Annotated in this window: 29 protein-coding genes and 1 pseudogene (1 of these 30 cut by a window edge); 28 read left to right on the top strand and 2 right to left on the bottom strand. The window is 39.1% G+C overall.

Annotation, left to right across the window (positions count from 1 at the left end):
- From A5888_RS18210 to A5888_RS18225, 4 genes are all read left to right on the top strand, one after another.
- Window positions 1–999, top strand: partial view of a glycosyltransferase gene (locus A5888_RS18210; protein ID WP_086351053.1) — the 3' portion only. The gene continues 57 nt to the left of window position 1, outside the view; the window shows 999 of its 1056 coding nt (coding positions 58–1056); its start codon lies beyond the left edge, outside the window; its stop codon occupies window positions 997–999.
- Between the two features lie 14 nt (window positions 1000–1013).
- Window positions 1014–2243 (top strand): glycosyltransferase family 4 protein, encoded by a 1230-nt coding sequence (locus A5888_RS18215; RefSeq protein WP_212647235.1) that lies wholly within the window; start codon window positions 1014–1016, stop codon window positions 2241–2243.
- A 75-nt stretch (window positions 2244–2318) separates the two neighbouring features.
- On the top strand, window positions 2319–3191 hold the full coding sequence (locus A5888_RS18220) for an NAD(P)-dependent oxidoreductase (protein ID WP_086351055.1): 873 nt from the start codon (window positions 2319–2321) through the stop codon (window positions 3189–3191).
- Window positions 3192–3317: 126 nt separating this feature from the next.
- Window positions 3318–3548 (top strand): YkuJ family protein, encoded by a 231-nt coding sequence (locus A5888_RS18225; protein ID WP_086351056.1) that lies wholly within the window; start codon window positions 3318–3320, stop codon window positions 3546–3548.
- A gap of 124 nt (window positions 3549–3672) precedes the next feature.
- Here the strand turns inward: A5888_RS18225 and A5888_RS18230 are convergent, their stop codons facing one another.
- Entirely contained in the window at window positions 3673–4737 is a 1065-nt protein-coding gene (locus A5888_RS18230; RefSeq protein ID WP_086351057.1) for an NAD(P)H-dependent flavin oxidoreductase, read from the bottom strand.
- Between the two features lie 272 nt (window positions 4738–5009).
- On the opposite strand from A5888_RS18230, the gene A5888_RS18235 reads away from it, so the two are divergent.
- From A5888_RS18235 to A5888_RS18350, 24 genes are all read left to right on the top strand, one after another.
- Entirely contained in the window at window positions 5010–5450 is a 441-nt protein-coding gene (locus A5888_RS18235; RefSeq protein ID WP_170924913.1) for a MarR family winged helix-turn-helix transcriptional regulator, read from the top strand.
- A 27-nt stretch (window positions 5451–5477) separates the two neighbouring features.
- Complete coding sequence (locus A5888_RS18240) at window positions 5478–6446, top strand: beta-ketoacyl-ACP synthase III (protein ID WP_086351059.1); 969 nt, start codon at window positions 5478–5480, stop codon at window positions 6444–6446.
- 50 nt (window positions 6447–6496) lie between these two features.
- Window positions 6497–6724, top strand: coding sequence for an acyl carrier protein (locus A5888_RS18245; RefSeq protein WP_086351060.1), 228 nt, complete (start codon window positions 6497–6499; stop codon window positions 6722–6724).
- Window positions 6725–7052: 328 nt separating this feature from the next.
- Window positions 7053–8009 carry an enoyl-[acyl-carrier-protein] reductase FabK gene (gene fabK, locus A5888_RS18250; RefSeq protein WP_086351061.1) on the top strand — a complete coding sequence of 319 codons (957 nt, stop codon included), beginning with the start codon at window positions 7053–7055 and terminating at the stop codon, window positions 8007–8009.
- Between the two features lie 376 nt (window positions 8010–8385).
- Window positions 8386–9315, top strand: coding sequence for an ACP S-malonyltransferase (gene fabD, locus A5888_RS18255; RefSeq protein WP_086351062.1), 930 nt, complete (start codon window positions 8386–8388; stop codon window positions 9313–9315).
- Window positions 9316–9318: 3 nt separating this feature from the next.
- Window positions 9319–10056 carry a 3-oxoacyl-[acyl-carrier-protein] reductase gene (gene fabG / locus A5888_RS18260; RefSeq protein ID WP_086351063.1) on the top strand — a complete coding sequence of 246 codons (738 nt, stop codon included), beginning with the start codon at window positions 9319–9321 and terminating at the stop codon, window positions 10054–10056.
- Window positions 10057–10082: 26 nt separating this feature from the next.
- Window positions 10083–11318, top strand: a complete 1236-nt coding sequence (fabF, locus tag A5888_RS18265; protein WP_086351064.1) for a beta-ketoacyl-ACP synthase II — start codon at window positions 10083–10085, stop codon at window positions 11316–11318.
- A gap of 5 nt (window positions 11319–11323) precedes the next feature.
- Entirely contained in the window at window positions 11324–11800 is a 477-nt protein-coding gene (gene accB / locus A5888_RS18270) for an acetyl-CoA carboxylase biotin carboxyl carrier protein (protein ID WP_339101767.1), read from the top strand.
- 3 nt (window positions 11801–11803) lie between these two features.
- On the top strand, window positions 11804–12223 hold the full coding sequence (gene fabZ / locus A5888_RS18275; protein ID WP_086351164.1) for a 3-hydroxyacyl-ACP dehydratase FabZ: 420 nt from the start codon (window positions 11804–11806) through the stop codon (window positions 12221–12223).
- Between the two features lie 6 nt (window positions 12224–12229).
- Window positions 12230–13597, top strand: a complete 1368-nt coding sequence (locus tag A5888_RS18280; protein WP_086351163.1) for an acetyl-CoA carboxylase biotin carboxylase subunit — start codon at window positions 12230–12232, stop codon at window positions 13595–13597.
- A 264-nt stretch (window positions 13598–13861) separates the two neighbouring features.
- The gene (gene accD / locus A5888_RS18285; RefSeq protein WP_086351162.1) at window positions 13862–14725 is read left to right on the top strand and encodes an acetyl-CoA carboxylase, carboxyltransferase subunit beta; all 864 of its coding nucleotides are present in this window, start codon (window positions 13862–13864) and stop codon (window positions 14723–14725) included.
- A 2-nt stretch (window positions 14726–14727) separates the two neighbouring features.
- Window positions 14728–15513 (top strand): acetyl-CoA carboxylase carboxyl transferase subunit alpha, encoded by a 786-nt coding sequence (locus A5888_RS18290; protein ID WP_170924916.1) that lies wholly within the window; start codon window positions 14728–14730, stop codon window positions 15511–15513.
- Between the two features lie 226 nt (window positions 15514–15739).
- Window positions 15740–16576: a transporter substrate-binding domain-containing protein gene (locus A5888_RS18295; protein ID WP_086351065.1), complete on the top strand. Its 837-nt coding sequence runs from the start codon at window positions 15740–15742 to the stop codon at window positions 16574–16576.
- A gap of 15 nt (window positions 16577–16591) precedes the next feature.
- Window positions 16592–17281: an amino acid ABC transporter permease gene (locus A5888_RS18300; protein WP_086351066.1), complete on the top strand. Its 690-nt coding sequence runs from the start codon at window positions 16592–16594 to the stop codon at window positions 17279–17281.
- Window positions 17282–17291: 10 nt separating this feature from the next.
- Entirely contained in the window at window positions 17292–18026 is a 735-nt protein-coding gene (locus A5888_RS18305; protein WP_086351067.1) for an amino acid ABC transporter ATP-binding protein, read from the top strand.
- A gap of 338 nt (window positions 18027–18364) precedes the next feature.
- Window positions 18365–18892, top strand: a complete 528-nt coding sequence (locus tag A5888_RS18310) for a YqeG family HAD IIIA-type phosphatase (protein ID WP_086351068.1) — start codon at window positions 18365–18367, stop codon at window positions 18890–18892.
- Window positions 18889–19998: a ribosome biogenesis GTPase YqeH gene (yqeH, locus tag A5888_RS18315; RefSeq protein ID WP_086351069.1), complete on the top strand. Its 1110-nt coding sequence runs from the start codon at window positions 18889–18891 to the stop codon at window positions 19996–19998. The genes A5888_RS18310 and yqeH overlap by 4 nt, the downstream gene beginning before the upstream one ends.
- 21 nt (window positions 19999–20019) lie before the next feature.
- On the top strand, window positions 20020–20331 hold the full coding sequence (gene yhbY, locus A5888_RS18320) for a ribosome assembly RNA-binding protein YhbY (RefSeq protein WP_086351070.1): 312 nt from the start codon (window positions 20020–20022) through the stop codon (window positions 20329–20331).
- Between the two features lie 23 nt (window positions 20332–20354).
- Window positions 20355–21002, top strand: a complete 648-nt coding sequence (locus A5888_RS18325) for a nicotinate-nucleotide adenylyltransferase (protein ID WP_086351071.1) — start codon at window positions 20355–20357, stop codon at window positions 21000–21002.
- Entirely contained in the window at window positions 20992–21579 is a 588-nt protein-coding gene (gene yqeK, locus A5888_RS18330; RefSeq protein ID WP_086351072.1) for a bis(5'-nucleosyl)-tetraphosphatase (symmetrical) YqeK, read from the top strand. The genes A5888_RS18325 and yqeK overlap by 11 nt, the downstream gene beginning before the upstream one ends.
- Before the next feature lie 30 nt (window positions 21580–21609).
- Window positions 21610–21948, top strand: a complete 339-nt coding sequence (gene rsfS / locus A5888_RS18335; RefSeq protein WP_086351073.1) for a ribosome silencing factor — start codon at window positions 21610–21612, stop codon at window positions 21946–21948.
- A gap of 1 nt (window position 21949) precedes the next feature.
- Window positions 21950–22687: a class I SAM-dependent DNA methyltransferase gene (locus tag A5888_RS18340; protein WP_086351074.1), complete on the top strand. Its 738-nt coding sequence runs from the start codon at window positions 21950–21952 to the stop codon at window positions 22685–22687.
- 97 nt (window positions 22688–22784) lie between these two features.
- Window positions 22785–23960 carry a nucleotidyltransferase gene (locus A5888_RS18345; RefSeq protein WP_086351098.1) on the top strand — a complete coding sequence of 392 codons (1176 nt, stop codon included), beginning with the start codon at window positions 22785–22787 and terminating at the stop codon, window positions 23958–23960.
- A 68-nt stretch (window positions 23961–24028) separates the two neighbouring features.
- Window positions 24029–24748, top strand: coding sequence for a YebC/PmpR family DNA-binding transcriptional regulator (locus tag A5888_RS18350; RefSeq protein ID WP_086351075.1), 720 nt, complete (start codon window positions 24029–24031; stop codon window positions 24746–24748).
- A 340-nt stretch (window positions 24749–25088) separates the two neighbouring features.
- Here the strand turns inward: A5888_RS18350 and A5888_RS18355 are convergent.
- Window positions 25089–26373, bottom strand: a pseudogene (locus A5888_RS18355) (ISL3 family transposase).
- Window positions 26374–26882 lie beyond the last annotated feature (509 nt).

A 26882-nucleotide genomic window follows, 5' to 3' on the forward strand; every position in this document is an offset into this window, starting at 1 on the left:
AGAGCGTTAGATCACCAAAAACGTGCACTTTCTAAAGCAGGGATTGAGTACACTTTAGATCCGGAATGTACGGATTATGATATTTTACATATCAATACATATGGAATACATAGTCATGGAATGGTAAGCAAAGCACGGAAACTTGGAAAGAAAGTAATTTATCATGCACATTCTACTGAAGAAGATTTCAGAAATTCATTTATTGGTTCTAATACCATCTCTCCTTTAGTAAAAAAATATTTAGTGAGCCTTTATAAAAAGGCTGACTATATCGTCACACCAACACAATATTCAAAAGAGCTTCTTGAAGGATATGGTATAACAGTACCTATCTCAGCTATTTCAAATGGTATTGATTTGCATCGCTTTGAACCATCAGCTGAAAAGGAACAAGCATTTAAAGAATATTTTGATATCAAAGAGAATGAAAAAGTGATTATCTGCGTTGGGCTATATTTTGAACGAAAAGGAATCACTGATTTTGTTAAAATCGCAGAGAACTTACCTCAATATCGTTTTATCTGGTTTGGACATACACCAATGTATTCTATTCCTAAAAATATTCGAGATATTGTAAAGGAAGATCATCCTGCAAATGTAGAGTTTCCAGGATACATTAAAGGTGATATTATAGAAGGAGCTTATTCGGGCGCTGATTTATTTTTCTTTCCATCTCATGAAGAGACAGAAGGGATTGTCATTTTGGAAGCTTTAGCTAGCCATCAACAAATTCTTGTTCGAGATATTCCAGTCTACAATGGTTGGTTGGAAGAAAATATTAATTGTTATATGGGAAATTCACAAGAAGAGTTTGAGCGCTTGATTCAGCAAATTCTTAATGAGGAATTACCATCTACAAAAAAACAGGGCTACTTAACTGCTGAAGAGAAAAGTATTGAACGTATCGGTGATGAGCTGAAAAAGATATATGAGAAAGTATTGAAAAGTGAAAGTAAAAATGAAAGTAAAACGGTTATACATCACAGTAATGGATTTTGATGGAGGGAAAAACAGTGAAAGTAGGATTTTTCACGGATACTTATTTTCCCCAAATTAGTGGGGTTGCAACATCTATACAAACGTTGAAAGAAGAACTGGAGCATAATGGGCATGAGGTCTACATCTTTACGACCACAGATCCGAATGCTTCTGCATTTGAAGAAGATGTAATCAGAATGCCTAGCGTACCTTTGGTATCATTTAAAGAACGGCGAATTGTAGTTCGAGGAATGTGGTATGCGTATTTGATTGCGAAAGAATTGGACTTGGATCTGATTCATACACATACAGAGTTTGGCGCTGGAATGCTAGGAAAAATGGTAGCAAAGAAGTTGAAGATACCTGTGATCCATACCTATCATACGATGTATGAGGAATATCTTCATTATATTGCGAAGGGGAAGGTACTTCGTCCGACGCATGTGAAGTACTTTTCTAAAGCTTTCACGAACCATACAACTGGAGTAGTCTGCCCAAGTAAGAGAGTAATCAACAAGCTTCAAGAATATGGAATAAAGATACCCATGCGAGTGATACCTACTGGGATTGATATTGATAAATTTGATCGACCGGATATAACGGAAGATATGGTCAAAGCGTTAAGGAAAGATTTAGGGCTAACGGATGATAACCTTACATTGCTTTCACTTAGTCGAATATCGTTTGAAAAAAATATTCAGGCAATTCTTAATGGGATGTCAGATGTGTTTAAGGAGTTTCCAAAAGCACGCTTACTGATTGTCGGTAATGGTCCATATGCAGATGGACTGAAAAATCTGGCTGCAGAGCTTGGAATTCAAGATCGGGTAATTTTTACAGGAGAAGTTCCAAATGATGAAGTAGCAATCTATTATAAGGCAGCTGATTATTTTGTGAGTGCTTCAACCTCCGAAACACAGGGATTGACTTATACAGAAGCCATTGCGGCAGGCCTTCCATGTGTTGTCGAGGGAAATGACTATTTAAATGATTTATTGGATCATCGCTCTTTAGGGATAACCTTTGAAAAGGATGAAGATTTTGCTCAAGCATTTATTGATTATGTGAATGAGAAGAATCCAACAGATCAACATATTATCAGTAAAAAACTATATGAGATTTCTTCGACTTATTTTGGTGAACGAATGATCGATTTTTATAATGATACATTGAGATATTACGAGGAGACTGTTCTTGCTGAAAAAGAGAGCTTTGTTTCCATTGAAAAAATAAAAGTAAAATTTATTTCTTTGAGAAAACAATAAAAATGTTAAAACCTTTGTTTGTAGTTTATACTATAAACAAAGGTTTTTTTATTTTTTAGTGAGAGGGATGCAGCTATGAAAACTATTGGCTTTATTGGAATTGGTGTAATGGGTCATTCGATTGTAGAAAACATGATGAAAAATGGATTGAATGTGGCTGTCTATAATCGGACAAAGAGTAAAACAGATGAGTTAGTTCACAAAGGAGCAGTCTGGAAAGATACACCGCAAGAAGTTGCCACTGCTAGTGAGATTATTTTTACCATGGTTGGTTTTCCTCAAGATGTGGACAAGGTTTACTTTGGTGAGGACGGGATATTTAAAGCGGATATTACTGGGAAAATTCTTGTAGACTTGACGACAAGTACGCCATCATTGGCTGTAAGGCTTGCTGAACAGGCTGAAAAACAGGGCGCCTCAGCGTTGGATGCTCCTGTTTCGGGAGGAGATCTTGGTGCAAAAAACGGAACACTGACGATTATGGTTGGAGGAAATGAAGAAGCCTACGAAAAAGTTGTTCCAATTTTTAAAACATTTGGAAAAACGTTTAATCTACATGGTACTGCTGGAAAAGGGCAGCACACGAAGATGGCTAATCAAATCATGATCGCAGGTACAATGACTGGGATGACAGAAATGTTGGTCTATGCGGAGAAGGCTGGATTGAAATTAGAAAAAGTGATTGAAACATTGGGTGGGGGAAGCGCATCGAATTGGTCAATGAATAATTATGGGCCAAGAATATTGAAGGCAGATTATTCACCTGGTTTTTTCGTGAAGCACTTTATTAAAGATTTAAAAATTGCATTGGATGAAGCAAGAACGATGGAAATCGATCTTCCAGCTACAAGATTGGCGGAAGAATTGTATAGTAAGTTAGCCGAAAAAGGGTTTGAAAATGATGGGACTCAAGCGTTGATCAAGCTTTGGTGGGGCGCTGAAGGATAAGCAGCTAAATTTTTATTAAGGAACGGCAAAAAAGTGAAAAAAATTTACGAAAAATCATGCAAGAGAGGTAATGTTTTGTTACAATGGTACAGGAATGAAACTTAGTTCGCAAAGGGAGGTCAAGTTATGAAGCAATCACAGTTAGTCGCGATCATCAAAAGACTTGAAGCAATGACAGAAGCAAGCGATAACGAAATACAAGTTCGTCGTTTTGAACGTGAGGGTGTTGAAAAATGCCTAGTAAATTATGATAAAACGACTGATACTTTTGAACTGACTGAAGCGGATAGTCAGCAAAGCTATCAATTTGATAATATCGATATTGTAGCAATGGAGATCTATGACTTGATCCAATAATCTCAGGATGGACACTTGTATTGCTCACGACTTAAAAAGCTGAAGTTAGGAAATCGACTTCACTATTTATCTGGGTTTAGAGTAAGAAAAGACAGCGGAGACATTTGTCTCCGCCGTCTTTTTTTTACTTTTTCTGCATTAATTCTTCAAATATTTTTTGAACCGTTGTTTTTTCAGTAATGCGATAAGCATTTGAGCCAGCAAACACTAAAGCGTGATTTGGATCTTTAGTCACTGCATTCAACAAGGTTTCTGAAATGCAGTAAGGTATCGTTTTACGATCACAGTGCTTATAAGAGAGACAGTTGCGACATTTTTCAATAGGAATCGTTTCATGTTTGATTCGTTCTGTAAACTGATTCTTGATTGCACGACCAGGCATTCCTACAGGACTTTTAATGATCGCAATGTCTTCTTCTTTTGCATCAATATAGGATTGTTTATAAGAATCAGGTGCATCGCATTCTTCTGTAACGACAAAGCGAGTGGCCATTTGGACACCAGAGCAGCCCAAGCTTAAGTAATAATCGATATCGGAACGAGTGTAGACACCACCGGCAAATATAACTGGAATATCTTGGTTGAATTCTTCTCCAAACGCGTTGACAGTTGCAATGATCTCTTTCAATTCAGCATCCATATGTTCAATGCTTTCTTCCATTGAATCTGCTTTGAAGCCTAAATGACCACCAGCTTTAGGTCCTTCTACAACAACGAAATCTGCTGTTTTGTTGTAGCGTTTCTTCCACAAACCAAGTAGGACTTTCGCTGCTTTATTCGAGGAAACAATAGGTGCGATTTTTGTTTGGCTTCCTTCGACTAGTTCTGGAAGATTGACAGGAAGTCCGGCACCGCAAATAATAACATCGGCACCAACCTCTACACAGCGTTTTACATAGCGTTCATATTGGAACGTTGCTGCCATGATATTGAAACCAACTATCCCGCCTTTTGCGATTTCTTTGGCCTTATCAAATTGCTTTTTTATAGCATCCATATTTGCTCTTAGCGGAGATTTTTCAAACATTTCTTCTTGATAGCCGATTTGTGCGGTGGAAAGAATGCCGATCCCTCCTTCTCTGGCTACAGCACCTGCTAGGTTAGCCAGACTCACACCGATCCCCATCCCGCCTTGTATTACAGGGATTTTCGCGACAAGTTTATCTATCACTAATGGTTTTAAAGTCATGTTTATGCTCCTTATATTCATGTATTTTATAAGTAAATAGTTTGAATATCAAACTAAATTTACTATAGACAGTTCTGACTGAATTGTCAAACCTTTTCTTACTTTTCATAATTTTAGTAAGATTGTTTGTTAATAAGAATCTGTTGATTTGATTGGTTTTTACTAAAGAAAAGAGTAAAAAATAAAAAATTCCTTGCAATTATCAAATGAATGATATATAGTTTGATTGTCAAATCTTTTGATTATCAAAGTAATTACGGATGGTGTGCATGATGAAACCAGATTTAGAAACGATAAATGATTATCTTGTTAGTGTCTTCAACGATATCTTGACGATTGAAGAGTCAGAATTAAAAAAATCAAAGTTTAAGGACTTATCAATCACAGAAATGCATACGATTGAAGCTATTGGCATGTATAAAAGAAAAACTTCTTCGGAAGTAGCCAAAGAACTTGCGATCACTGTCGGAACATTGACCGTGGCGATCAATAATCTTGTGAAAAAGGACTATGTTGAACGTATTCGAAGTGAGGATGATCGCCGTGTTGTGAAGTTGGGGTTGACGAAAAAAGGAAAGTTGCTTTATCGTGTTCATCAGCATTTTCATCGTGATATGGTCAAAAATATTTTGAATGGTATGGAGCCGGAAGAAGAGCGTGCGTTGCTAAAAGCGCTAAAGAATCTTCATGACTTCTTACAGGAATATAAGTAAGAATAGGCGAGTGTACAGGAGGAACAAATGAGTCAATACGGAAAAATAACTTGCACGGGTAAATACATTCCTAAGAAGCAGGTAACAAATGATGCGCTTAGTCAATTCATGGATACCTCGGACGAATGGATAAACAGCAGGACAGGTATTCGTTCTCGTCATGTTGTGACAGATGAAAATACATCTGATTTATGTACAAAGGCTGCGCTCAATTTATTAGAAAAATCAAAGCTGACTCCTGAGACTATCGATTTTATTATCGTGGCAACAATTACTCCGGACTATCAAATGCCATCAGTTGCGTGTCAAGTTCAAGCTGGAATCAAGGCGATAAATGCTTTTGCTTTTGATATAAGTGCTGCTTGCTCCGGGTTTGTTTACGCCTTGAGTATCGGGGAGAAAATGATTCGGAGTGGATACAACAAAGGAATCATTATCGGTGGTGAAACATTATCTAAAACCCTTGATTGGGATGATCGAAGTACTGCAGTACTCTTTGGAGATGGTGCAGCCGGTGTTGTATTGGAAGCCAATGAAACACAACATATTTTGGCTGAAAGCCTTCATTCTGATGGTAGTCGAGGAGGTTCGCTAACCTCAGGGTTTATCCAAAATAATAGTCCTTTTTATGAAAAAAAAGAGGAACAGAGTAATTGGTTGGAAATGAATGGTCGGGCTATTTTTGATTTTGCAATGAGTGATGTTGCGAAGGATATTCGGGAAGTATTGGACAAAAGTGAGCATGATGTGGATTATTTTCTACTCCATCAGGCGAACATAAGAATGATTGATAAAATGGCGCGAAAACTGAAACTGCCTAGAGAAAAATTCTTAACCAGTATGGAGAAATATGGAAACACATCGGCTGCCAGTATTCCCATTTTATTGGATGAGGCAGTTGAAGCGGGAACATTGACATTAGGTACACAACAACGCGTGATGTTAACAGGTTTTGGCGGCGGTTTAACTTGGGGCACAATGCTCCTGACGCTCTAAATTCTGTTCACATATAAATTAAAAAATTAAATTTTTGGAGGAATATACACATGATATTTGAAAAAATTCAAGCAATTATTGTAGAAGAATTAGGAAAAGAGCCTGAAGAGGTAAAATTGGAAACAAATATTCAAGAAGAATTGGATGCTGACAGCTTGGACTTATTCCAAATTATCAATGAAATCGAAGATGCTTTTGATGTAAAAATCGAATCAGAAGAAGGCATTGTAACTGTTCAAGATTTAGTAACATATGTAGAAAAACAAAAAAACAGCTAATCGTCATTAAATAAAAGCGGTAGCTGATCATAAGGTTGGGGCAAGAGTGTTCAGCTTCAAGCAAATAAGGAAGCAATGTTCACTGCGCTTGGTTGATACTGCATGAGTTCTGGCAGGAATGGCACAGGATGTTTTTGAGTCTGTAAAAACTGCTGTGTAAAAATCAAGTGTGAACGATTTTGTATGTTTTCCTTGTTCACTTGGAAGAGAGTGCTCTTGTCCCATTATTTATTTATACTGAAGGCTAAAATTTTATTAGCTATACATACTCAATTTTATTACTTAATTACAGCAATTATTTTTAGACTATTAAAGGATGTATTAATTTATGCAATCAAAAATATGTGAATTACTAAATATAAAATACCCAATTTTTCAGGGGGGCATGGCATGGATCGCTGATGCAACACTAGCAGGCGCAGTTTCAGAAGCTGGTGGGCTAGGGATCATTGCAGGTGGAAACGCACCGAAAGAAATTGTACAAGCAGAAATCAGAAAAATCAAAGCAATAACGAATAAGCCGTTTGGAGTAAATATTATGCTACTGTCTCCGTTTGCTGAAGATATCGTTGATTTAGTTTGTGAGGAAAAAGTTCCAGTAGTTACTACAGGAGCTGGAAATCCCAGCAAACATATGGAGCGATTCAAAGAACATGGAATCAAGGTTATCCCAGTGGTTCCGTCAGTAGCTCTTGGTACACGGATGGAAAAAATTGGGGCAGATGCAGTGGTTGTAGAAGGAATGGAAGCAGGAGGTCACATTGGAAAGCTGACAACAATGAGTCTGGTTCCTCAAATCGTTGATGCGCTCTCTATCCCTGTAATTGCCGCTGGGGGAATTGGTGACGGTCGTGGAATGGCAGCAGCACTGATGCTTGGTGCTGAAGGCGTGCAGATTGGAACCCGCTTTCTTGTAGCCAACGAATGTACAGTACATGAAAATTATAAACAAAAAATTATCAAGGCCAGAGATATTGATACAGTTGTGACCTGTCAACATTTTGGGCATCCTGTGCGAGCCTTGAAAAATAAATTGACAAGAGAATATGATCAGCTTGAAAAGCAAGAGCTTAAAAATGAAACTCCTGATACGCAGAAATTTGACGAATTAGGTCATGGAGCACTAAGAAAGGCTGTAGTTGAAGGTGATATGGATCATGGTTCTGTTATGGCCGGTCAAATTGCTGGAATGATCAAAAAAGAAGAGACAGCAAAAGAGATTATTGAATCATTGATGTTGGAAACGAAAGAAGTTATTCATTCGCAGACACAGAGATTCAGCTGAAGACAAGATTAATAGCAACAACAAAGAGAAGAGAAAAAAATTATCCTTGTTATCTGGTGTAGCATAAGAACTATTACTCTTTTATAGCTATCGGACCAGCAAAAAGAAGAAACCAGTTAGTAAACTAACTAGTTTAATCAACAATTTTAAGGAGAGCCATTTCCCTTTTATCAAGAATGCTAGGGAAATGGCCATCGGACCGCGAAAATAAAGAAATTGGTCAGTTATCTGACTAATTTCTACAACAAACTAAAGGAGAGCCATTGCTCTTTTGTAGGCACATCTAGAAGCAATGGCCATCGGACCACAAGAATAAAGAAAGTTGACAATTACTTGGCAAGTTTCGTCAACCAATTAAAGGAGAGTCGGTTATTCAATGAAAACAGCTTTTGTATTTAGTGGGCAGGGTGCTCAATATGTCGGTATGGGAAAAGAGCTTTATGAGCAGGAAAAGCTAGTTAGAGAAACTTTTTCAGAAGCAAGTGAGGTACTTGGATATGATATGGCTGAGCTCTGTTTTACTGAAAACGAACAGCTGAATCAAACGATGTACACACAACCGGCGATTTTAACGGTTAGTACAGCATTCAATCGTCTTTTAAAAGAGCAAGGATATACACCAAATATCACTGCCGGGCTAAGTTTAGGTGAGTATAGCGCTTTGGTGGCGAGTGAAGCAATCTCTTTCAAGGATGCCGTGGCATTGGTTGCTAAACGAGGGAAATTCATGACTGAGGCAGCGCCGGCTGGAACTGGAAAAATGGTGGCTATCATGAATGCTGATCGTTCGTTAATTGAGGAATGCTGTGAGAAAGCTTCAGCTTTAGGAATTGTCTCACCTGCAAATTATAATACACCACAACAAATCGTTATTGGTGGGGAGACGGTGGCAGTTGATCAAGCAGTTTCTCTATTAAAAGAACAAGGCGTGAAACGGATGATGCCTCTGAATGTCAGTGGTCCCTTTCATACTGCATTGCTGAAGCCAGCTTCAGATCAATTGGCGAAGGAGCTACAATCGATTGACTTTAAAGAACCGAAGATCCCAGTTATTAGCAATACGACTGCAGAGGTTATGCCGGCGAATGAAATCAGAGCATTACTGACACAACAGGTTATGAAAGCTGTTCGCTTTGCAGATAGTGTCGAAAATATGAAGCAATTAGGTGTAGGTAGAATCATTGAAGTAGGACCGGGTAAGACTTTAACTGGTTTTATAAAAAAAATCGATAAAGAGATTTCAACAGCTCGTGTGGAAGATAGCGCGACGTTGGCAGAAACCTTAACACTTTTAAGCGAGGGATAGAGAATGGATTTAAAAGGAAAGAACGTATTTGTTACAGGCAGTAGCCGAGGAATTGGCAAAGCGATCGCACATACCTTTGCTCAAGAAGGTGCAAATATTGTTTTAAATGGCCGTGGTGAAATACCCGAAGAGCTGATTAATGAAATAAAGAGTAATGGAGTTTCTTGTGTTGGTATTTCGGGGGATATCTCAGATTATGAAGCAGCTGGAAAGATGATTGAACAGGCTGTGGAGCAGTTGGGCAGTGTTGATATCTTGATTAATAATGCTGGGATCACGAATGACAAGCTTTTGTTGAGAATGTCAGGAGAAGATTTTTCAAAATGTATCGATATCAACCTGACTGGAACGTTCAATATGACGCAACATGCAGTAAAACGCATGATGAAACAACGTAGCGGACGTATCATTAACATGACCAGTGTAGTTGGTTTGATGGGAAATGTGGGTCAGGCGAATTACTCAGCAAGTAAAGCGGGCGTTGTCGGTTTTACAAAATCAGTAGCTAGAGAAGTTGCTGCAAGAGGGATTACTTGTAATGCGATTGCTCCTGGGTTTATTGAAACAGAAATGACAGCGATCCTTTCTGATGAAATCAAGAAAAAAATGAATGAACAAATTCCATTGAAAAAATATGGACAGACAGAGGATGTTGCTAAAGCAGCAGTATTTTTAGCTGAAAGTCCATACATTACTGGACAAGTGCTAAATGTTGATGGCGGCTTAGTTATGCAAGGATAAACGAACCGGTTGGGAGGAAAAATCAAATGAATCGAGTAGTAATCACAGGTTATGGTGTAACATCTCCGATTGGAAATGATGCGCAAACCTTTTTGGAAAGTCTAAAAGAAGGAAAGAATGGGATTGGGCCAATCACAAAGTTTGATGCAACAGAAACGGGTGTGGCATTGGCAGCAGAAGTTAAGGAATTTCCTTTTGATAAATATTTTGTAAAAAAAGATGCGAAACGGATGGATCTGTTTTCACTGTATGGTATTTATGCTGCAATCGAAGCAATGGAAATGAGTGGTCTGGATAAAGAAAAAATCGATGTGAACCGTTTTGGTGTCATGGTAGGTTCTGGTATTGGTGGACTTCAAACGATTCAAGATCAGGTTATCCGTATGCACGATAAAGGACCTCAAAGAGTGAGTCCTCTGTTTATTCCAATGTCTATTGCGAATATGGCTGCAGGAAATATTGCTTTACGTATCGGAGCTAAAGGAATTTGTACATCAATTGTTACGGCATGCGCTAGTGCAACAAACTCCATTGGTGAGGCATTTCGTAACATCAAACATGGCTACTCTGATGTGATCATGGCTGGAGGTACAGAGGCATCAATTACCGAAATCGGAATTTCTGGTTTTTCTTCTTTGACAGCACTTTCTCATGCAACTGATGAAAATAGAGCATCGATTCCTTTTGACAAAGATCGTAATGGATTTGTGATGGGAGAAGGAGCGGGTGTATTTGTCCTTGAGTCTTTAGAACATGCACAAGAACGTGGTGCGACTATCTTGGGCGAAATCGTGGGCTATGGTTCGAACTGTGATGCATATCATATGACCTCTCCAACACCAGACGGCAGTGGAGCAGCGAAAGCGATGAAGCTGGCAATAGAAGAAGCGGGAATTACAGCTGAACAGGTAGGGTACATTAATGCTCATGGTACGAGTACACCAACAAATGACAGTGCAGAATCCAAAGCAATTGAGTTGGCTATGGGTGAGGCTGCCAAGGAAATCCGTGTCAGCAGTACAAAGAGTATGACTGGACATTTATTGGGTGCAGCTGGTGGAATCGAGGGGATTGCTACGTTGAATGCTTTACAACATCAATTTATTCCACCAACAATCAATTTACAAAATATGGATGAAGAGGTGACCGTCAATGTTGTAGCTAACACAAGTCAGCCACATTCATTTGACTACGCTTTAAGCAATTCATTAGGTTTCGGCGGACATAATGCAGTTATCTGTCTGAAACGTTGGGAGGATTAGTAATAATGGATATCAATGAAGTAAAGGAACTTTTAGAAAAATTTGATCACTCTAGTTTGACTGAGTTTGATTTAAGAGAAGGTTCATTTGAACTTTATATGAATAAAAATAATGTCTCTCAGCGAACTGTTCAAGCACAGTCAGAAACAGAAAAAGTGTCAGAAAAAGCGGTGATTGTGGAAGCTGAACCAGTTATTTCAGCCAGACCTGCAGAAGCGCCACGTCAGGCAGCAACTGAGGGAGAAGAAATTACTTCACCACTTGTTGGTGTTGTCTATTTACAACCGGCACCGGACAAATCAATGTTCAAGTCTGTAGGAGATAAAGTGAAGAAAGGCGAAGTCGTTTGTATTGTTGAAGCGATGAAGTTAATGAATGAAATCACCTCTACAGTTGATGGAACGATTACAGAGATTTTAGTTGAAAATGAAGCCATAGTGGAATATAATCAACCATTATTCCGTGTGGCTAAAGGAGAATAAGCGATGAATGTTCAAGAAATCATGGAAATCATCCCACATAGGTATCCATTCCTACTTCTAGACAGAGTGGAAGAAATAATCGTAGGCGAAAAAGTTATTGCAAAGAAAAACGTAACAATAAATGAGCCGTTCTTTCAAGGACATTTTCCAGGAGAGCCTGTAATGCCGGGAGTACTGATTATCGAGGCTTTAGCTCAGGCAGGGGCAGTTGCGTTGCTTTCCATGCCGAATTTTAAAGGGAAAACAGCCTATTTTGGTGCTATGGATAAAGTGCGTTTCAGACAGAAGGTCGTTCCCGGAGATACGCTGACTTTAGAAGTGGAAATTCTAAAGGTAAAATCAGTTGCCGGAACAGGCAAGGGGATTGCAAAAGTAAACGGTAAGAAAGTTGCAGAAGCAGAAATAACTTTTATGATTGGATAGATGAGTATGTTCTCAAAAATTTTAATTGCCAACCGCGGTGAAATTGCCGTACGTATTATTAGAGCGTGTAGAGAGTTAGGCATTCGTACGGTTGCTGTTTATTCAGAGGCAGATCGTGAAGCCATGCATGCACAACTGGCAGATGAAGCAATCTGTATCGGACCGGCGAAAGCAACAGAATCCTATTTGAATGTGCAACGTGTATTGAGTGCAGCTATCGTGACTAATGCAGAGGCGATTCATCCAGGTTTTGGGTTCTTATCAGAAAACAGCCAGTTTGCTTCTATGTGTGAAGAGTGTAACCTGACATTTATCGGACCAAAATCAGAAACGATCGATGCAATGGGGAATAAAATCAATGCACGGAAGTTAATGATTGAAGCAAAGGTTCCTGTTATTCCAGGAAGTGAGGGTGTCCTTGCTACAGTTGAGGAAGCACTGGCCGTGGCAGAAAAAATCGGCTATCCAGTTATGTTGAAAGCAGCAGCTGGTGGTGGAGGTAAAGGGATTCGTAAAGTTATGAGTAAAGACGAATTACCTGCGCAATTTGATTCTGCCCAACAGGAAGCAAAAGCAGCATTCAATAATGGAGATATGTATATAGAGAAAATCATTTACCCAGCTCGCCATATTGAAGTACAAATATTGGGTGATCATTTTGGTCATGTGATTCATCTGGGAGAACGTGACTGCTCATTACAGAGAAATAATCAGAAAGTGATGGAAGAATCCCCTTCAGTAGTTATTTCAGATGAAAAACGCGCATTACTTGGAGAAACTGCTGTTCGAGCAGCCAAAGCTGTTGGCTATCAAAATGCGGGTACAATTGAGTTTTTAATGGATACTTCCGGAGACTTTTACTTTATGGAAATGAATACACGAATTCAAGTTGAGCATCCGGTAACTGAGATGGTTACAGGGATCGATTTAGTAAAGGCACAGATCAGGATTGCAGCTGGTGAAGAGTTGAAGATCAAGCAAAAAGATGTAACAATCTCGGGTCATGCTATTGAGTGTCGGATCAATGCTGAAAATCCCGCCTTCAATTTTGCACCGGCACCGGGAACGATTGAAAATCTTTTACTGCCAAGTGGTGGTATGGGGTTACGGGTCGATAGTGCCATGTATAATGGCTATAAAATCCCTCCGTACTATGATTCAATGATTGCAAAGGTTATTGTTCATGGTGAGAATAGATTTGATGCGTTTATGAAAATGCAGCGAGCATTAAGCGAAATTGTTACAGATGGGTTAATGACGAACGCAGAATTTCAACTGGATTTAATCACTCATGAGAGTGTACTTGCTGGAGACTATGATACAAGCTTCTTACAGGAGACATTCTTGCCAACCTGGGAACCTGAATCTGACTAATAAAACAGTAAGTAGGCAGTAAGATAATGATAAAAGAGGAAAAAAGAAGTACTATTGCTCTGGTGCAAGACCATCTAGAGCAATAGCTAACGGACCTCTAGAATGGAGAAAAGGAACAGAGACCTGATCCTTTTCCACAAAAAACCAAAGGAGTACTATTGCTCTTGACTAGGACCATCTAGAGCAATAGCTAACGGACCTCTAAAAAGAAGAAAGTTGACAGTTACCTGTTAACTTTTCTCAGTAAGAAAAAGGAGTATAGACATGGCTTTATTCAAAAAGAAAAACTACATTCGTATCAATCCGAATCGTGATGCTCATTCTGATAATAAAAAGCCTGCTGTTCCAGATAATATGTGGGCAAAATGTCCTAGCTGTAAGCAGACCCTTTATACAAAAGACATGGGACCGGAAAAGACTTGTCCATATTGCGGCTATAGCTTTAGGATCAATGCCTGGGAACGTCTGGCTCTTATTGTGGATGAAAAAAGTTTCTCTGAGTGGGATACAGATATAGAGACCGAAGACCCATTAGATTTTCCAGATTATGCTGAAAAGATAAAAGCCATGCAAAAAAAGACAGCTCTTCATGAAGCGGTATTGACAGGTCGAGCGATGGTCGGTGGAATGTCAATAGCTATTGGTGTGATGGATGCAAACTTCATCATGGGCAGTATGGGCACGGTAGTTGGTGAAAAAATTACGCGGCTGTTTGAACGTGCTTTGAAAGAAAAATTACCAGTAGTCATTTTTACAGCTTCTGGTGGCGCGCGTATGCAGGAAGGAATCATGTCATTGATGCAAATGGCAAAAATTTCTGCTGCTTTAAAACGACATAGTAATGCCGGCTTGCTTTATGTTACTGTTTTGACCGACCCCACAACGGGAGGAGTGACGGCTAGCTTTGCAATGGACGGAGATATTATTTTAGCTGAACCGCAAAGCTTGATTGGATTTGCTGGAAGAAGAGTTATCGAACAAACCATCAGACAGGAATTGCCAGAAGATTTTCAGAAGGCTGAGTTTTTACTAAGTCATGGTTTTGTGGATAAAATTGTACCTAGAAACCAGCTGAAGGAATCGTTGGAAACTATACTTAAGATACATACAATGGAAGGTTGGTCATAGTGATGGAAAAAACAGCAAATGATATCGTCACGCTTGCCAGATCGCAGGATCGCTTTACTTCATTGGAATATATTGATAGTGTTTTTGATGATTTCGTTGAATTTCATGGTGATCGTTATTTTGGCGATGATCTGGCAATTGTTGGTGGGATTGCAACTTTAGCTGGTAAGCCAGTGACTATTGTTGGTATTCAAAAGGGGCGAAATCTTCCTGAGAATATTGAACGTAATTTTGGCGCTCCGCATCCTGAAGGATATCGTAAAGCATTACGCTTGATGAAGCAGGCAGAAAAGTTCAATCGTCCGGTGATCACGTTTATCAATACTGCCGGAGCATACTGTGGTATTGGTGCTGAAGAACGTGGCGAAGGCGAAGCGATTGCCAAAAATTTAGTAGAAATGTCAGATTTGAATGTACCGATTATTTCGATTATCATCGGCGAGGGTGGTAGTGGTGGAGCGTTAGCACTAGCACTTGCTGATGAGGTGTGGATGTTGGAACATACAATCTATGCCATTTTATCTCCCGAAGGCTTTGCATCGATTTTATGGAAAGATGGCAGTCGAGCAAAGGAAGCTGCTGAGTTGATGAAAATCACAGCGAAGGAGCTGAAAGAGCTAACGGTCATTGATCGCATTATTCCGGAAGAGGTAAATGGTGAGGCGTTGGAACAAGTCAAAATCAATCGAATGATCCAAAAAGCGTTGATTGGAAAATTGACAGAATTATCTGCGCTATCAAAAGAAGAATTAATAGAGAATCGTTACCAGCGATTTAGAAAATTTTAATACGCAGAATAGAAACTGCAATTATCTTATAAAGAGGAATCCAAGAAAAGCTTGAGTTCCTCTTTTTTTGCATAAAAAGAACGTATAAACCGATTTTTCGTGTTTTTTATGCATAAAATTTCATTAAATTGATAAAAATGGATGATTTTTCATTTTTGGTATGTTATGATAAGAACACTTAAGAAGTATGAATGACTTTAATAAAAAATAGAAGGGATACAATTATATGAAAAAAATGAAGCTAGTTATCGCAGCAGTATTGTCACTAGTCGTTTTAGCGGCTTGTGGAGGAAATAGTGACACGAAAGATTCGAGCGCTGCAAAAACAGAGAGTGCATTAGACGCAATTAAGGAAAAAGGAAAGCTGGTGGTCGGGACATCAGCCGATTTTGCACCATTTGAATTTAAGACTTTAGTAGATGGAAAAGATACGATCGTTGGCTCTGATATTGATATGGTCAAGGCTATTGGAGAAAAATTGGGTGTTGAAGTAGAATTTATGGATATGCAATTTGATGCAGTTCTCGTTGCCTTGCAACAGAATAAAGTCGATATCGCTGTTTCAGGAATTTCTGCTACTGCAGAACGTAAAAAATCATTTGATTTTTCTACTCCTTATTACAATCCACCGCAAAAAATAGTTATCAATAAAAAGAACAAAGATAGCTATACATCAATCGAAGCATTGAATGGGAAAAAAGTTGGTGCACAAAAAGGATCGATCCAAGAAGGTGTTGTGGAAGATCAGTTACCCGATTCACAGAAAGTATCGATTCCACGTGTACCCAATTTGATTGTAGAACTGAATCAAGGCTCAATTGATGCATTAGTTCTTGAAGAAACGATTGCAGAATCTTATCTTAGCCAGAATCCGGATTTGATGATTGCAGATATCGAGCTAACATCAAACGAAGATGAAGCTTTTGCTATTGCTTTACCAAAAGGTCAAGATGACTTGAAAAAGGAAATCGACAGTATTTTGCAAGAAATGGTTGAAGACGGTTCGATCGATCAGTATGTAACAGATGCTATGGCCTTAGCAGATAAAAATACAGAAGAATAAGTTGGGGGTCAGCACATGAATTTCTCTTTTTTAGAAACGTATAGTCAATACTTTATTTCCGGAGCTGGTGTAACAGTTATTATCTCACTCGTTACAGTATTCTTCGGTACTCTATTAGGTGTACTGATCGCTTTACTGAAGCTTTCAAAAATCTCGCCATTGCGTTGGCTGGCAAATATTTATATTGAGACATTTCGTGGCACACCGATGTTGATTCAAGTGCTGATCGGGTTTGGTTTACTTCAAAATCTTTTTCCATCGGTCAATATTCCAATAGGTATCTTGACAATCGATATGGGACGTCTCGTTCCGGGAATGATTGTATTGTCTTTGAACTCTGGAGCTTATGTTGCTGAAATAGTTCGGGCAGGAATCACTGCTGTCAACTATGGTCAGACAGAAGCAGCTCACTCACTTGGGTTGCGTCCGATACAGGCGATGAGGTATGTCATTTTACCCCAGGCACTGCGTAATATTCTGCCGGCTTTGGGGAATGAGTTCATTATATTGATCAAAGATTCTTCTCTATTATCGATTATTGGAATCAATGAATTGTTAAGTAGCGCTCAAACGGTGATTTCGAGTACCTATATTCCGTTAGAACCCTATTACATGGCCGCGCTGATTTACTTTGTTATGACATTTTTGACCTCCAGATTATTGGCGGTATTTGAGAAGAAATTAGGAAAAGGATACCATCGATAGGAGAGAGCATATGGAAGAGGTAATTATCGATATTCAGCACTTATATAAAGACTTTGGTGAGGTTCAAGTATTAAAGGACATTGACTATCAAATACAAAAAGGAGAAGTGACGGTTATCATTGGTCCTTCCGGTTCAGGAAAGAGCACATTTTTACGGTGTTTGAATCTTCTTGAAGTACCAACTTCTGGTCAAATTTTCTTTGAAGGTACAGATATTACAGATAAAAAAAATGATATCTTCAAAATGAGAGAAAAAATGGGGATGGTGTTCCAGCAGTTCAACTTGTTTCCAAATATGACGGTCATGGAAAACCTGATTTTGTCACCAATGAAAGTCAAAAAAATGACAAAAGAAGCCGCAGAACAGGTTGCATGGCAGCTATTAAAAAAGGTTGGTCTGGAAGAAAAAGCTACAGACTATCCACAGTCTCTATCAGGAGGACAGCAACAAAGAATCGCGATTGCTCGAGCGCTGGCAATGGAGCCGGATATCATGCTTTTTGATGAGCCAACTTCTGCCTTAGATCCTGAGATGGTTGGTGAGGTATTGAGTGTCATGAAGGAATTAGTTGATGAAGGGATGACGATGGTGATCGTTACCCATGAGATGGGATTTGCGAGAGAAGTAGGAGATACGATTTTATTTATGGATGAGGGAATGATTGCTGAGAAAGGCTGTCCTGAACAGGTATTTGATCGACCTGAAAATAATCGGACGGCTGATTTTCTAAGCAAGGTGCTGTAAGAAACCAATTCTAGTACAGACAGGAACTTATCAACAGCATTTATAGAAATTTCTGCTGAAATACAGTATAATACTACAGAAGAGGTCGGGACAGAAGTGTCAAGCTCTTCGAAATTGGAAAAATTATCCGAAAATTGGTTTACCACTTTTGAGATAGTTCGACTGAGTTTCGAAAGAGCTGCTTCTGTCCCGACCGTTTATTCGCCTGTAATGAAAACGAGCTGATGGGGTGAATTACTTTTAAAAAGCTAGTTTATCTGACATAGCCGTTTGCTTACTTTAGCACTTGTTTTGTGGTACTGGGCGAAATTTTATGTACATAGACGAGAGGAGTCACCATGTTTTCAAATTTTAAACCAACTTGGATGGTCGATGCGATTTATAAAGTTACGCCAGCGCAGTTACGTGAACTGGGAATCAAAGCAGTACTTACTGATTTGGATAATACATTGATCGCTTGGAATAATCCAGATGGCACAGAAGAATTATTAGTATGGATCGAAGAAATGAGGAATGCAGGACTACCTGTAATCGTTGTTTCAAATAACAAAGATAGTCGAATCAAACGAGCTGTAGAAGTTTTCGAGCTGGATTATGTAGCAAGAGCGATGAAGCCTTTGACAAAGGGCTTCAAGGAAGCACAGAAAAAGCTGAACCTAAAGCCGGAAGAAATGGTTATGGTTGGTGATCAGATCATGACAGACATCCGTGGGGCGAATGCTGCAGGTATCCGAAATATTTTGGTTCGTCCAATCGTAGATACAGATGGTTGGAACACGCGAATCAATCGTTTTTTTGAACGAATAATCATGAAGCATTTAGCAAAGAAACACCCTGAGATGAAATGGAAAGGCGGATTAGAATGAGTGAATCAGTTCACTGTATCGGTTGTGGTGCAGAAATCCAGACAGAAAGACCGAATGAACTTGGCTATACGCCTCAAGCAGCGTTTGACAAAGGGATGGAAACAGGAGAAATGTATTGTCAACGTTGTTTCCGTTTGAGACACTATAATGACATTCAAGATGTACATTTGACCGATGATGACTTTTTACGTCTTTTGAACGAGCTTGGTCGTGAAGATGCGCTAATTGTGAATGTTGTAGATATATTTGATTTTAACGGCTCTCTAATCCCAGGGCTGCATCGATTTATCGGAGACAATCCAGTATTGCTTGTAGGGAACAAGAAAGACATCCTACCGAAATCCCTGAAGAAAGGGAAGCTGATCCAATGGATGAAAGAACGAGCGCATGAGCAAGGCTTGCGACCGTTGGAGGTTCTATTGACCAGTGCGAAGAAACCGCATGAGATGGATGAGCTGCTTGCGACAATTGAAAAATACCGTGAGGGTCGCGATGTTTATGTCGTTGGTGTAACGAATGTTGGAAAATCAACATTGATCAATCAAATCATCAAAAATACAGCTGGGGTGAAGGATCTGATTACCACATCTCAATTCCCGGGAACAACTTTGGATAAAATAGAAATTCCTCTAGATGATGGTCATTTTCTAATCGATACACCGGGAATCATCCATCGTCATCAGATGGCTCATTATCTTGGTAAGAAGGATTTGAAGTTGATTGCACCCCAAAAAGAAATCAAGCCAAAAGTGTATCAGTTGAATCCGGAACAGACACTGTTCTTGGGTGGCTTGGCACGTTTTGATTTTATTCAAGGCAAGCGCAGCTCATTTATCGCCTATGCCTCGAATGATTTGATGATTCATCGCACGAAGCTGGTGAATGCAGATCAATTTTATGAGAAGCATGTTGGAGGATTGTTACAGCCGCCAAGACCAGATGAAACAGATGATTTTCCGGAACTTGTACGCTTTGAGTTTTCGGTGAAAGAAAAAACAGATATCGTTTTTGCCGGTTTAGGCTGGATCACTGTACAGGAACCATGTGTTGTTGCAGGATGGGCGCCAAAAGGTGTTGAAGTTCTAAGAAGAAAAGCATTGATATAATAGATAGAGAGAAGGATTTTTGTGGAATTAAGAGGAAAGCAGAAGCGCTATTTAAGAAGTCAAGCGCATCATTTACAGCCGATTTTTCAAATCGGAAAAGGTGGACTGAATGACGAAATGATTGTTCAAGTCAACGAGGCACTGGAAAAACGTGAGTTGATCAAGGTCAGCTTGTTACAAAATACAGAAGAAGTGGCAGAAGATGTTGCTGTTGTTATTGAGAGAAAAACAGGCTGTAACGTTGTTCAAGTTATCGGGCGAGTATTAGTCTTGTTCAAACCTTCTTCAAAAGAGAAGTATCAGAAATATTCTAAAGAGGTCAAAGCAATTTAGCAAAGTATTGGAGGAATCAATCGATGAAGGCAACAGCCAGTGCGATAAGAGGAACTCAAACAATTGTTAAGGAAGAACTACAGCTTTTTCAAAAGCGCAAACAGGTAGGACTACTAGGTGGAAACTTTAATCCAGTACATTTAACACATTTAGTCATTGCAGAACAAGTACATCAACAACTAGGTTTGGATAAGGTCTATTTGATGCCATCGTACTTGCCGCCCCACGTAGATGAAAAGAAAACGATCGACAGTGAGCATCGACTTGCGATGTTAGAACTGGCGGTTGAAGACAATCCTAATTTGGCTATAGAGCCGATCGAGTTGATACGAAAAGGGAAGAGTTATACGTACGATACGATGAAGGCATTGATTCAAAACAATCCTGATACGGATTACTATTTTATTATCGGCGGTGATATGGTAGAGTATTTACCTAAATGGTATAACATCGATGAACTGATCCATATGGTGAGTTTTGTTGGTACACGCCGTCCTAATTATGGCATAGAAACACCGTACCCTATCATCTGGGTCGATACACCGCAAATGGATATCAGCTCCAGTATGATACGGGAAAAAATCCAAAATAACTGCTCCATCCGCTACCTTCTCCCAGATAATGTGATAAACTATATCTACGAGAAGGGACTGTATATAGATGGAATTTAGCGGAGATTATACACCGTTCAAACGGGAAGAATTGATGCAGAAGGTTCAGATGCAGATGAGTGAACGTCGCTTTATCCATGTCCTTGGTGTGGAGGAAGCGGCAGTCGCTTTAGCAGCTAAATACGACTGTTCTAAAGAAAAGGCCAGTATTGCCGCGTTAACGCATGATTATGCAAAAGAACGCCCGGATGATGAATTTCGTTTGATCATCGAGCGGGATGGCTATAACCCTGAGTTGTTGGATTATGGCAATGCTATCTGGCATGGATTGGTAGGTGCCGATATGGTGCAGCGAGAATTGGGGATTGACGATGAAGAGATATTGACAGCGATTCGCCTGCATACGACGGGGGCAGCAGATATGTCTTTATTGGATAAAATCATCTATGTTGCAGATTATATTGAACCAAATAGGAATTTTCCGGGAGTTAAAGAGGCTAGAGAACTAGCGTTGATTGATTTGGATGAAGCTGTTGCTTATGAAACCAAGCACACCTTACAACATTTAATCGATCAAGAACAAAAAATATACCCTAAAACGATTGAAACGTATAATCGTTGGGTCGTGAACAATTAATAGGAGGGAACTATCATCGATAGTCAGAAAATTTTAGAAATCGCTGTAAAAGCAGCTGATTCAAAAAGAGCAGAAGATATTGTTGCACTTGAGGTTCAGGGAATCTCTCTTTTAGCCGATTACTTTATGATTTGTCAGGCAAACAGTGACAGACAGATCAATGCAATCGTGGAAGAGATTCTCGATCAAGAAGAACAAGCAGGTGTTGAAGTGAAACGCGTTGAAGGAAAAGATGGAGGCAAGTGGGTCCTAATTGATCTTGGGGATGTCATCGCACATGTTTTTCAGGCTTCTGAACGTACATTTTATAACCTTGAAAAGCTTTGGGCAGATGCACCACTTGTAAATATCCAACAATGGGTAGATTAAAATGACGTACAAAACATTTGCGTTTGTCTATGATGAAGTCATGGATGAAACGCTGTATGAACAATGGCTGGACTTTTCCAAAAGACATTTACCAAGTCAAACAAAAAGAATTCTTGAGCTTGCTTGTGGGACAGGGCGTTTAGCTGTTGATTTTGCCAAGGCCGGTTATGAAGTAACTGCTTTGGATTTATCAGAGGAAATGTTAGCTATTGCCAGCAAACGTGCTGTAGAGAAAGAGGTCGATATCCAGTTTGTCCAAGGTGATATGCTTGAGCTTTCAGAGGTTGGACAATATGAGGCGATTACCTGTTTCTCTGATTCTCTGTGTTACATGGAGAATCGCCGTGATGTTCAACAGGTGTTTGATGAGGTGTATCAGGCGTTGGAGGAAGAGGGGACATTCATTTTTGATGTTCACTCCGTTCATCAGATTGATACGGTTTTTCCGGACTACAGCTATCATTATCAGACGGAAGAGTTCGCTTTTCTTTGGGATAGCTATGTAGGAGAAAAAACACATAGTATCGAGCACTTCCTGACTTTCTTTGTAAAACGGGAAGAAGAGTCAACAATTTTTATTCGTAAGGATGAGCTGCATAAAGAACGTACGTATACCTTAGAAACGTATTTGATGATGCTGGAAAGCAGCGGCTTCATGGATGTTGAAGTCTATGCCGATTTTACAGATGAGCAGCCCAAAGAAGAGAGCGCACGCTGGTTCTTTGTCTGTCAGAAGTAAGCAAAGACATAAGAAATGAACGCTGAGAGACGTACGAGATTAGTAGACGGCTCTCAGCGTTTTAATGATTCTAACTGGAAAGCGATGTGAAGAAGAGATGAACGCTTGTGGCATCATAGTAGAGTACAATCCTTTTCATAGCGGACATGCATATCATGTACAGAATGCACGCGAGTTATCCGATGCAGATGTAGTTATTGCGGTAATGAGCGGCAACTTTCTGCAACGAGGAGAACCTTCAATTTTGGATAAATGGACACGTGCTAAAGAAGCCTTGGAGAATGGTGTAGACTTGGTTGTCGAGCTTCCTTTTGTGTGGGCGGTTCAGTCGGCTGATTATTTTGCTCGAGGAGGGGTAAAACTCCTGCAGGCGTTGAATTGTGATGCGCTGTGCTTTGGTACGGACAGTGATAAACCAATTGATTATGAAGCGTTTGGTCGATTTGCAGTTGAAAATAAAGAATTGATTGAAAAAACATATAAAGAGCTAGGTGAAAAGCACCTGAGCTACCCACAGCAGATGACTCATGTCTTCCAAAGACTTTATCCAGAGCTGCATCTAGATTTTGCTTCGCCCAACCATGTTTTGGGCTTGAGCTATGCAAAAGAGAATGCAAAGTACACTCACCCGATGAAGTTGTTACCTTTAAAGCGAAAAATCACTCAGTACAATGAAGAAATAATCCATCAGCAGTTTGCAAGTGCTACGGCAGTAAGAGTCGGTGCTTTTAACCAAACCTGGCAAGAGTTGGAATCCGTACTTCCAGAAAATACTTATAGAGATTTGAAGACAGGACCATTGGTTTCTTGGGAAAATTATTGGCCATTGCTGAAATACCGCTTGATAGCCAGTTCAGAGGAAGAGCTACGTGGTATTTATCAGATGAATGAGGGTATCGAGTATAGAGTGAAAGAAATGGCGTTGAAGGCAGAAAGCTTCACTCATTTCATAGAATTAGTCAAGACGAAGCGGTATACGTGGACCCGACTGCAACGCTTAGCTACCTACACATTAATGAATATTTCGGAACAAGAGATTGAATTAGGCTGGAAGAATAGTAGTTTACGTATTTTAGGAATGTCTGAAATGGGCCAGAAGTATTTGAAAGAACAAAAAGAAACGGCCAGCTTGCCGATTTTGACAAAAAACTCAAAAAAAATGAGTAGTTACCTTGATACAGGCTTGAAGAGCGATCGTGTCTACCAATTGGGAAACTCGAGGATTCTGGAACAGAGTTCTGGACGTTTTCCAATACGAATAAAAAATGCTTAACAAAAGCCACTACTACAAGTATAATGGAAAAGGTTATTATTATAAAAATAAGAAAGCGAAGTGAGAATATGGGCCGTAAATGGGCAAATATTAAAGAAAAAAAAGCTGCCAAAGATGCAAATAACAGTCGCGTTTATGCAAAATTTGGTATTGAAATCTATGTCGCAGCAAAATCAGGTGATCCTGATCCCCATGCAAATCAAAAATTACGGTTTGTCATCGAACGAGCTAAAACATACAATGTACCAAAGCACATTATTGATCGAGCGATTGAAAAAGCAAAGGGGTCAGGGGATGAGCAGTATTCAGAATTGCGTTATGAAGGTTTTGGGCCGAATGGTTCAATGGTCATTGCAGATGCTCTGACAAATAATGTGAACCGTACAGCAGCAGATGTACGTGCTGCATTTGGTAAAAATGGTGGGAATATGGGTGTCAGCGGTGCCGTTTCGTATATGTTCGATAATACAGCAATTATTGGATTTGAAGGATCGGATGCAGATGATATTTTAGAATATTTAATGGAAAAAGATATTGATGTGCGTGATGTTGTTCAAGAAGATGATCAAGTCATTGTGTATGGAGAGCCAGAAGACCTGCATACGATCCAAGAAGCATTAAAGGAAAAAGGGATCGAAGAATTTTCTGTCACTGAATTGGAAATGGTCGCACAAAATGATGTAACATTAACTGGCGACGATTTAGAAAAATTTGAAAAAATGATTGATGTTTTAGAAGATTTGGAAGACGTTCAAAAAGTTTACCACAATGTTGATTTAGGGGAATAGATAAAAAAGAAAGCACCTCCCAAAAATAGTCCGGACAAAGGACGAATTTTTGGGAGGTGTTTTTATGGTTCTATGTCAATTTGTGTTGGTAGGACAAAAAACTGAATAAAATCATAGAACTTGGAATAAAAATCAGAGATATTCTGGTTTTGTTTCAAGTTCTTTTTAGAAATAGGAGGACCTCTGCCAATTATCTGGGCAGCTGGCCGGAAGCGACTTGGCAAAAAGCGCCAATTCCATTCCTAAATCGAGTCAAAGTAGCTGTACATGTACTTGGATAACAGCTACTAATTCCCGATTTACCTTTATAGCTGCAGAGATATTGGTTGTGAGCCTCCTTTTAATCTTGAGAAAAAACAAGACCTTGAATAATATAAATACGAGAACGAAAATGATAGAAATTACGGTAGCCATAAGCAATCCGTTTGATTACCTTAATCTTGTTATTCAACCCTTCTGTAATCCCATTAGAAAAAGAAAAACTGAACGCATTGGTAATTCCTTGCTTGTGCTTCTTGAAGAATCTCAACTTCTTTTTGAACCAGAAAGGCAGTCGGGGATCTAGTGTATCAAGTTCTTCAAAGAAACGCTTAGCTTCGCGATGAGTAAAGGCATATTTAAGAAACTGAATGGTATCGTAAGCAATACGCAAGGTTGAATCGTAGCTAAGTAATTCATCGACAATGTCTGTCTGAGTTAATGGACGTTTGAATAGTGAATGATAGGGACGATGTTGACTATCCAATTCAACTGAATCTTTTAGAAGTAACTTCCAATACCGTTTGAGTCGACGGTATTGCTTCTGTTCTTGTGGTGAGGAATGCCGAAAGGCATTCATTGTCTTTATCCGTAGTTGATTTAATGCTCGATTCATTTGTTGGACAATGTGAAATCGGTCAGTAACGAGTTGGGCATTTGGAAACACGGACTTGAGTAATTGATCATAGCTCGCATTCATGTCCATGACTAGGTACTTTACGTTTTCTCGGGCTTCTTTTGTGTATCGCATAAAGTGTCGGGTTAAGTGCGTCAGTCGACGGTCTTCAAGTACTTCAAGAATCTTGTTGGTTTCTCCATTAACACAAATAAAACTCATGGCCCCTTCGCAAGATTTCATTGATTGGAATTCATCAATACATAAAATCTTTGGAAGAAATCGCCAATTTGGAGAATAAGAAGCAGCTAGCTCCTCCATTAAGCGAAGAACCGTCACGTCTGAAACGAAATGTTTTTGGGCAATCTCTTTCCTAGAAACATTTTTCTTTAAATCAAGTATGATTTGGAGACAGAGTTGCTTTGATAAATGATGGTGTTCTTCAACTAACTCTGTCTGAGCGTGAAAAGTTGAGTGACACTCATGACAACGAAAGCGCGAACGTCTCAGTTCCAATAAAGTCAGACGACCATTAAATGCAGGTAATTGAGTGTGCCCGATGGTAACCATTTTTGATGATCTGTCCTTGATTTTTTATCCCACAGTTTTTGCAATGTGTAGGTATATACGTAAGTGTTGCTTTGATGACCTGAGCTTCAACCCCTTTTAGGTGTCTGTATTCAAGCCAATCCTCTCCAAAGGAGAGATGTTTATCTGTTAGTCCAAGCAATAATCTGGTATTCTTATCCATAGAGGAACAACCTTTCTGATGATTTGTGATTTTGGTCGATTTCATTTTATCAGTTTGTTGTTCCTTTTTGGTGTTTAAACACTTAAAAAGTGTTGGTAGATTTTCCTTAAGGATTTTCCACCAACACAATATATTATAGAACCGTTTTTATTATATAGTTGTTATTAACTAAGGAATGGGCAAAGAAAAAACCCTTCATACCACACACTAATATGAAGGGAAACACAATATGAAATCTAAGATTGAATATATAATAGCATGAAAAAAAGTTTTTCTCAATATTTTTGCTCATTTTGTAAAACTGTGAGAGAAATGTAAGTTTAATCTAACTGAATTGGTGGCTGTTTCTAATTATCGAACAAAAATATACGGTTATTGATTTTATTATGTTTCATCTGATGTCAAAAAATCTTATTTGTATCAAAAAATTATATATGTTTCATTTTTGACAAATAGAAATAAATACATATATAATTGTTTGTAATATATAAATTGTATATTTTGAGTAT

Origin of the sequence: Enterococcus sp. 9E7_DIV0242, from assembly GCF_002140975.2 — a bacterium.
GTDB classification, from domain to species: Bacteria; Bacillota; Bacilli; order Lactobacillales; family Enterococcaceae; genus Enterococcus_L; species Enterococcus_L clewellii.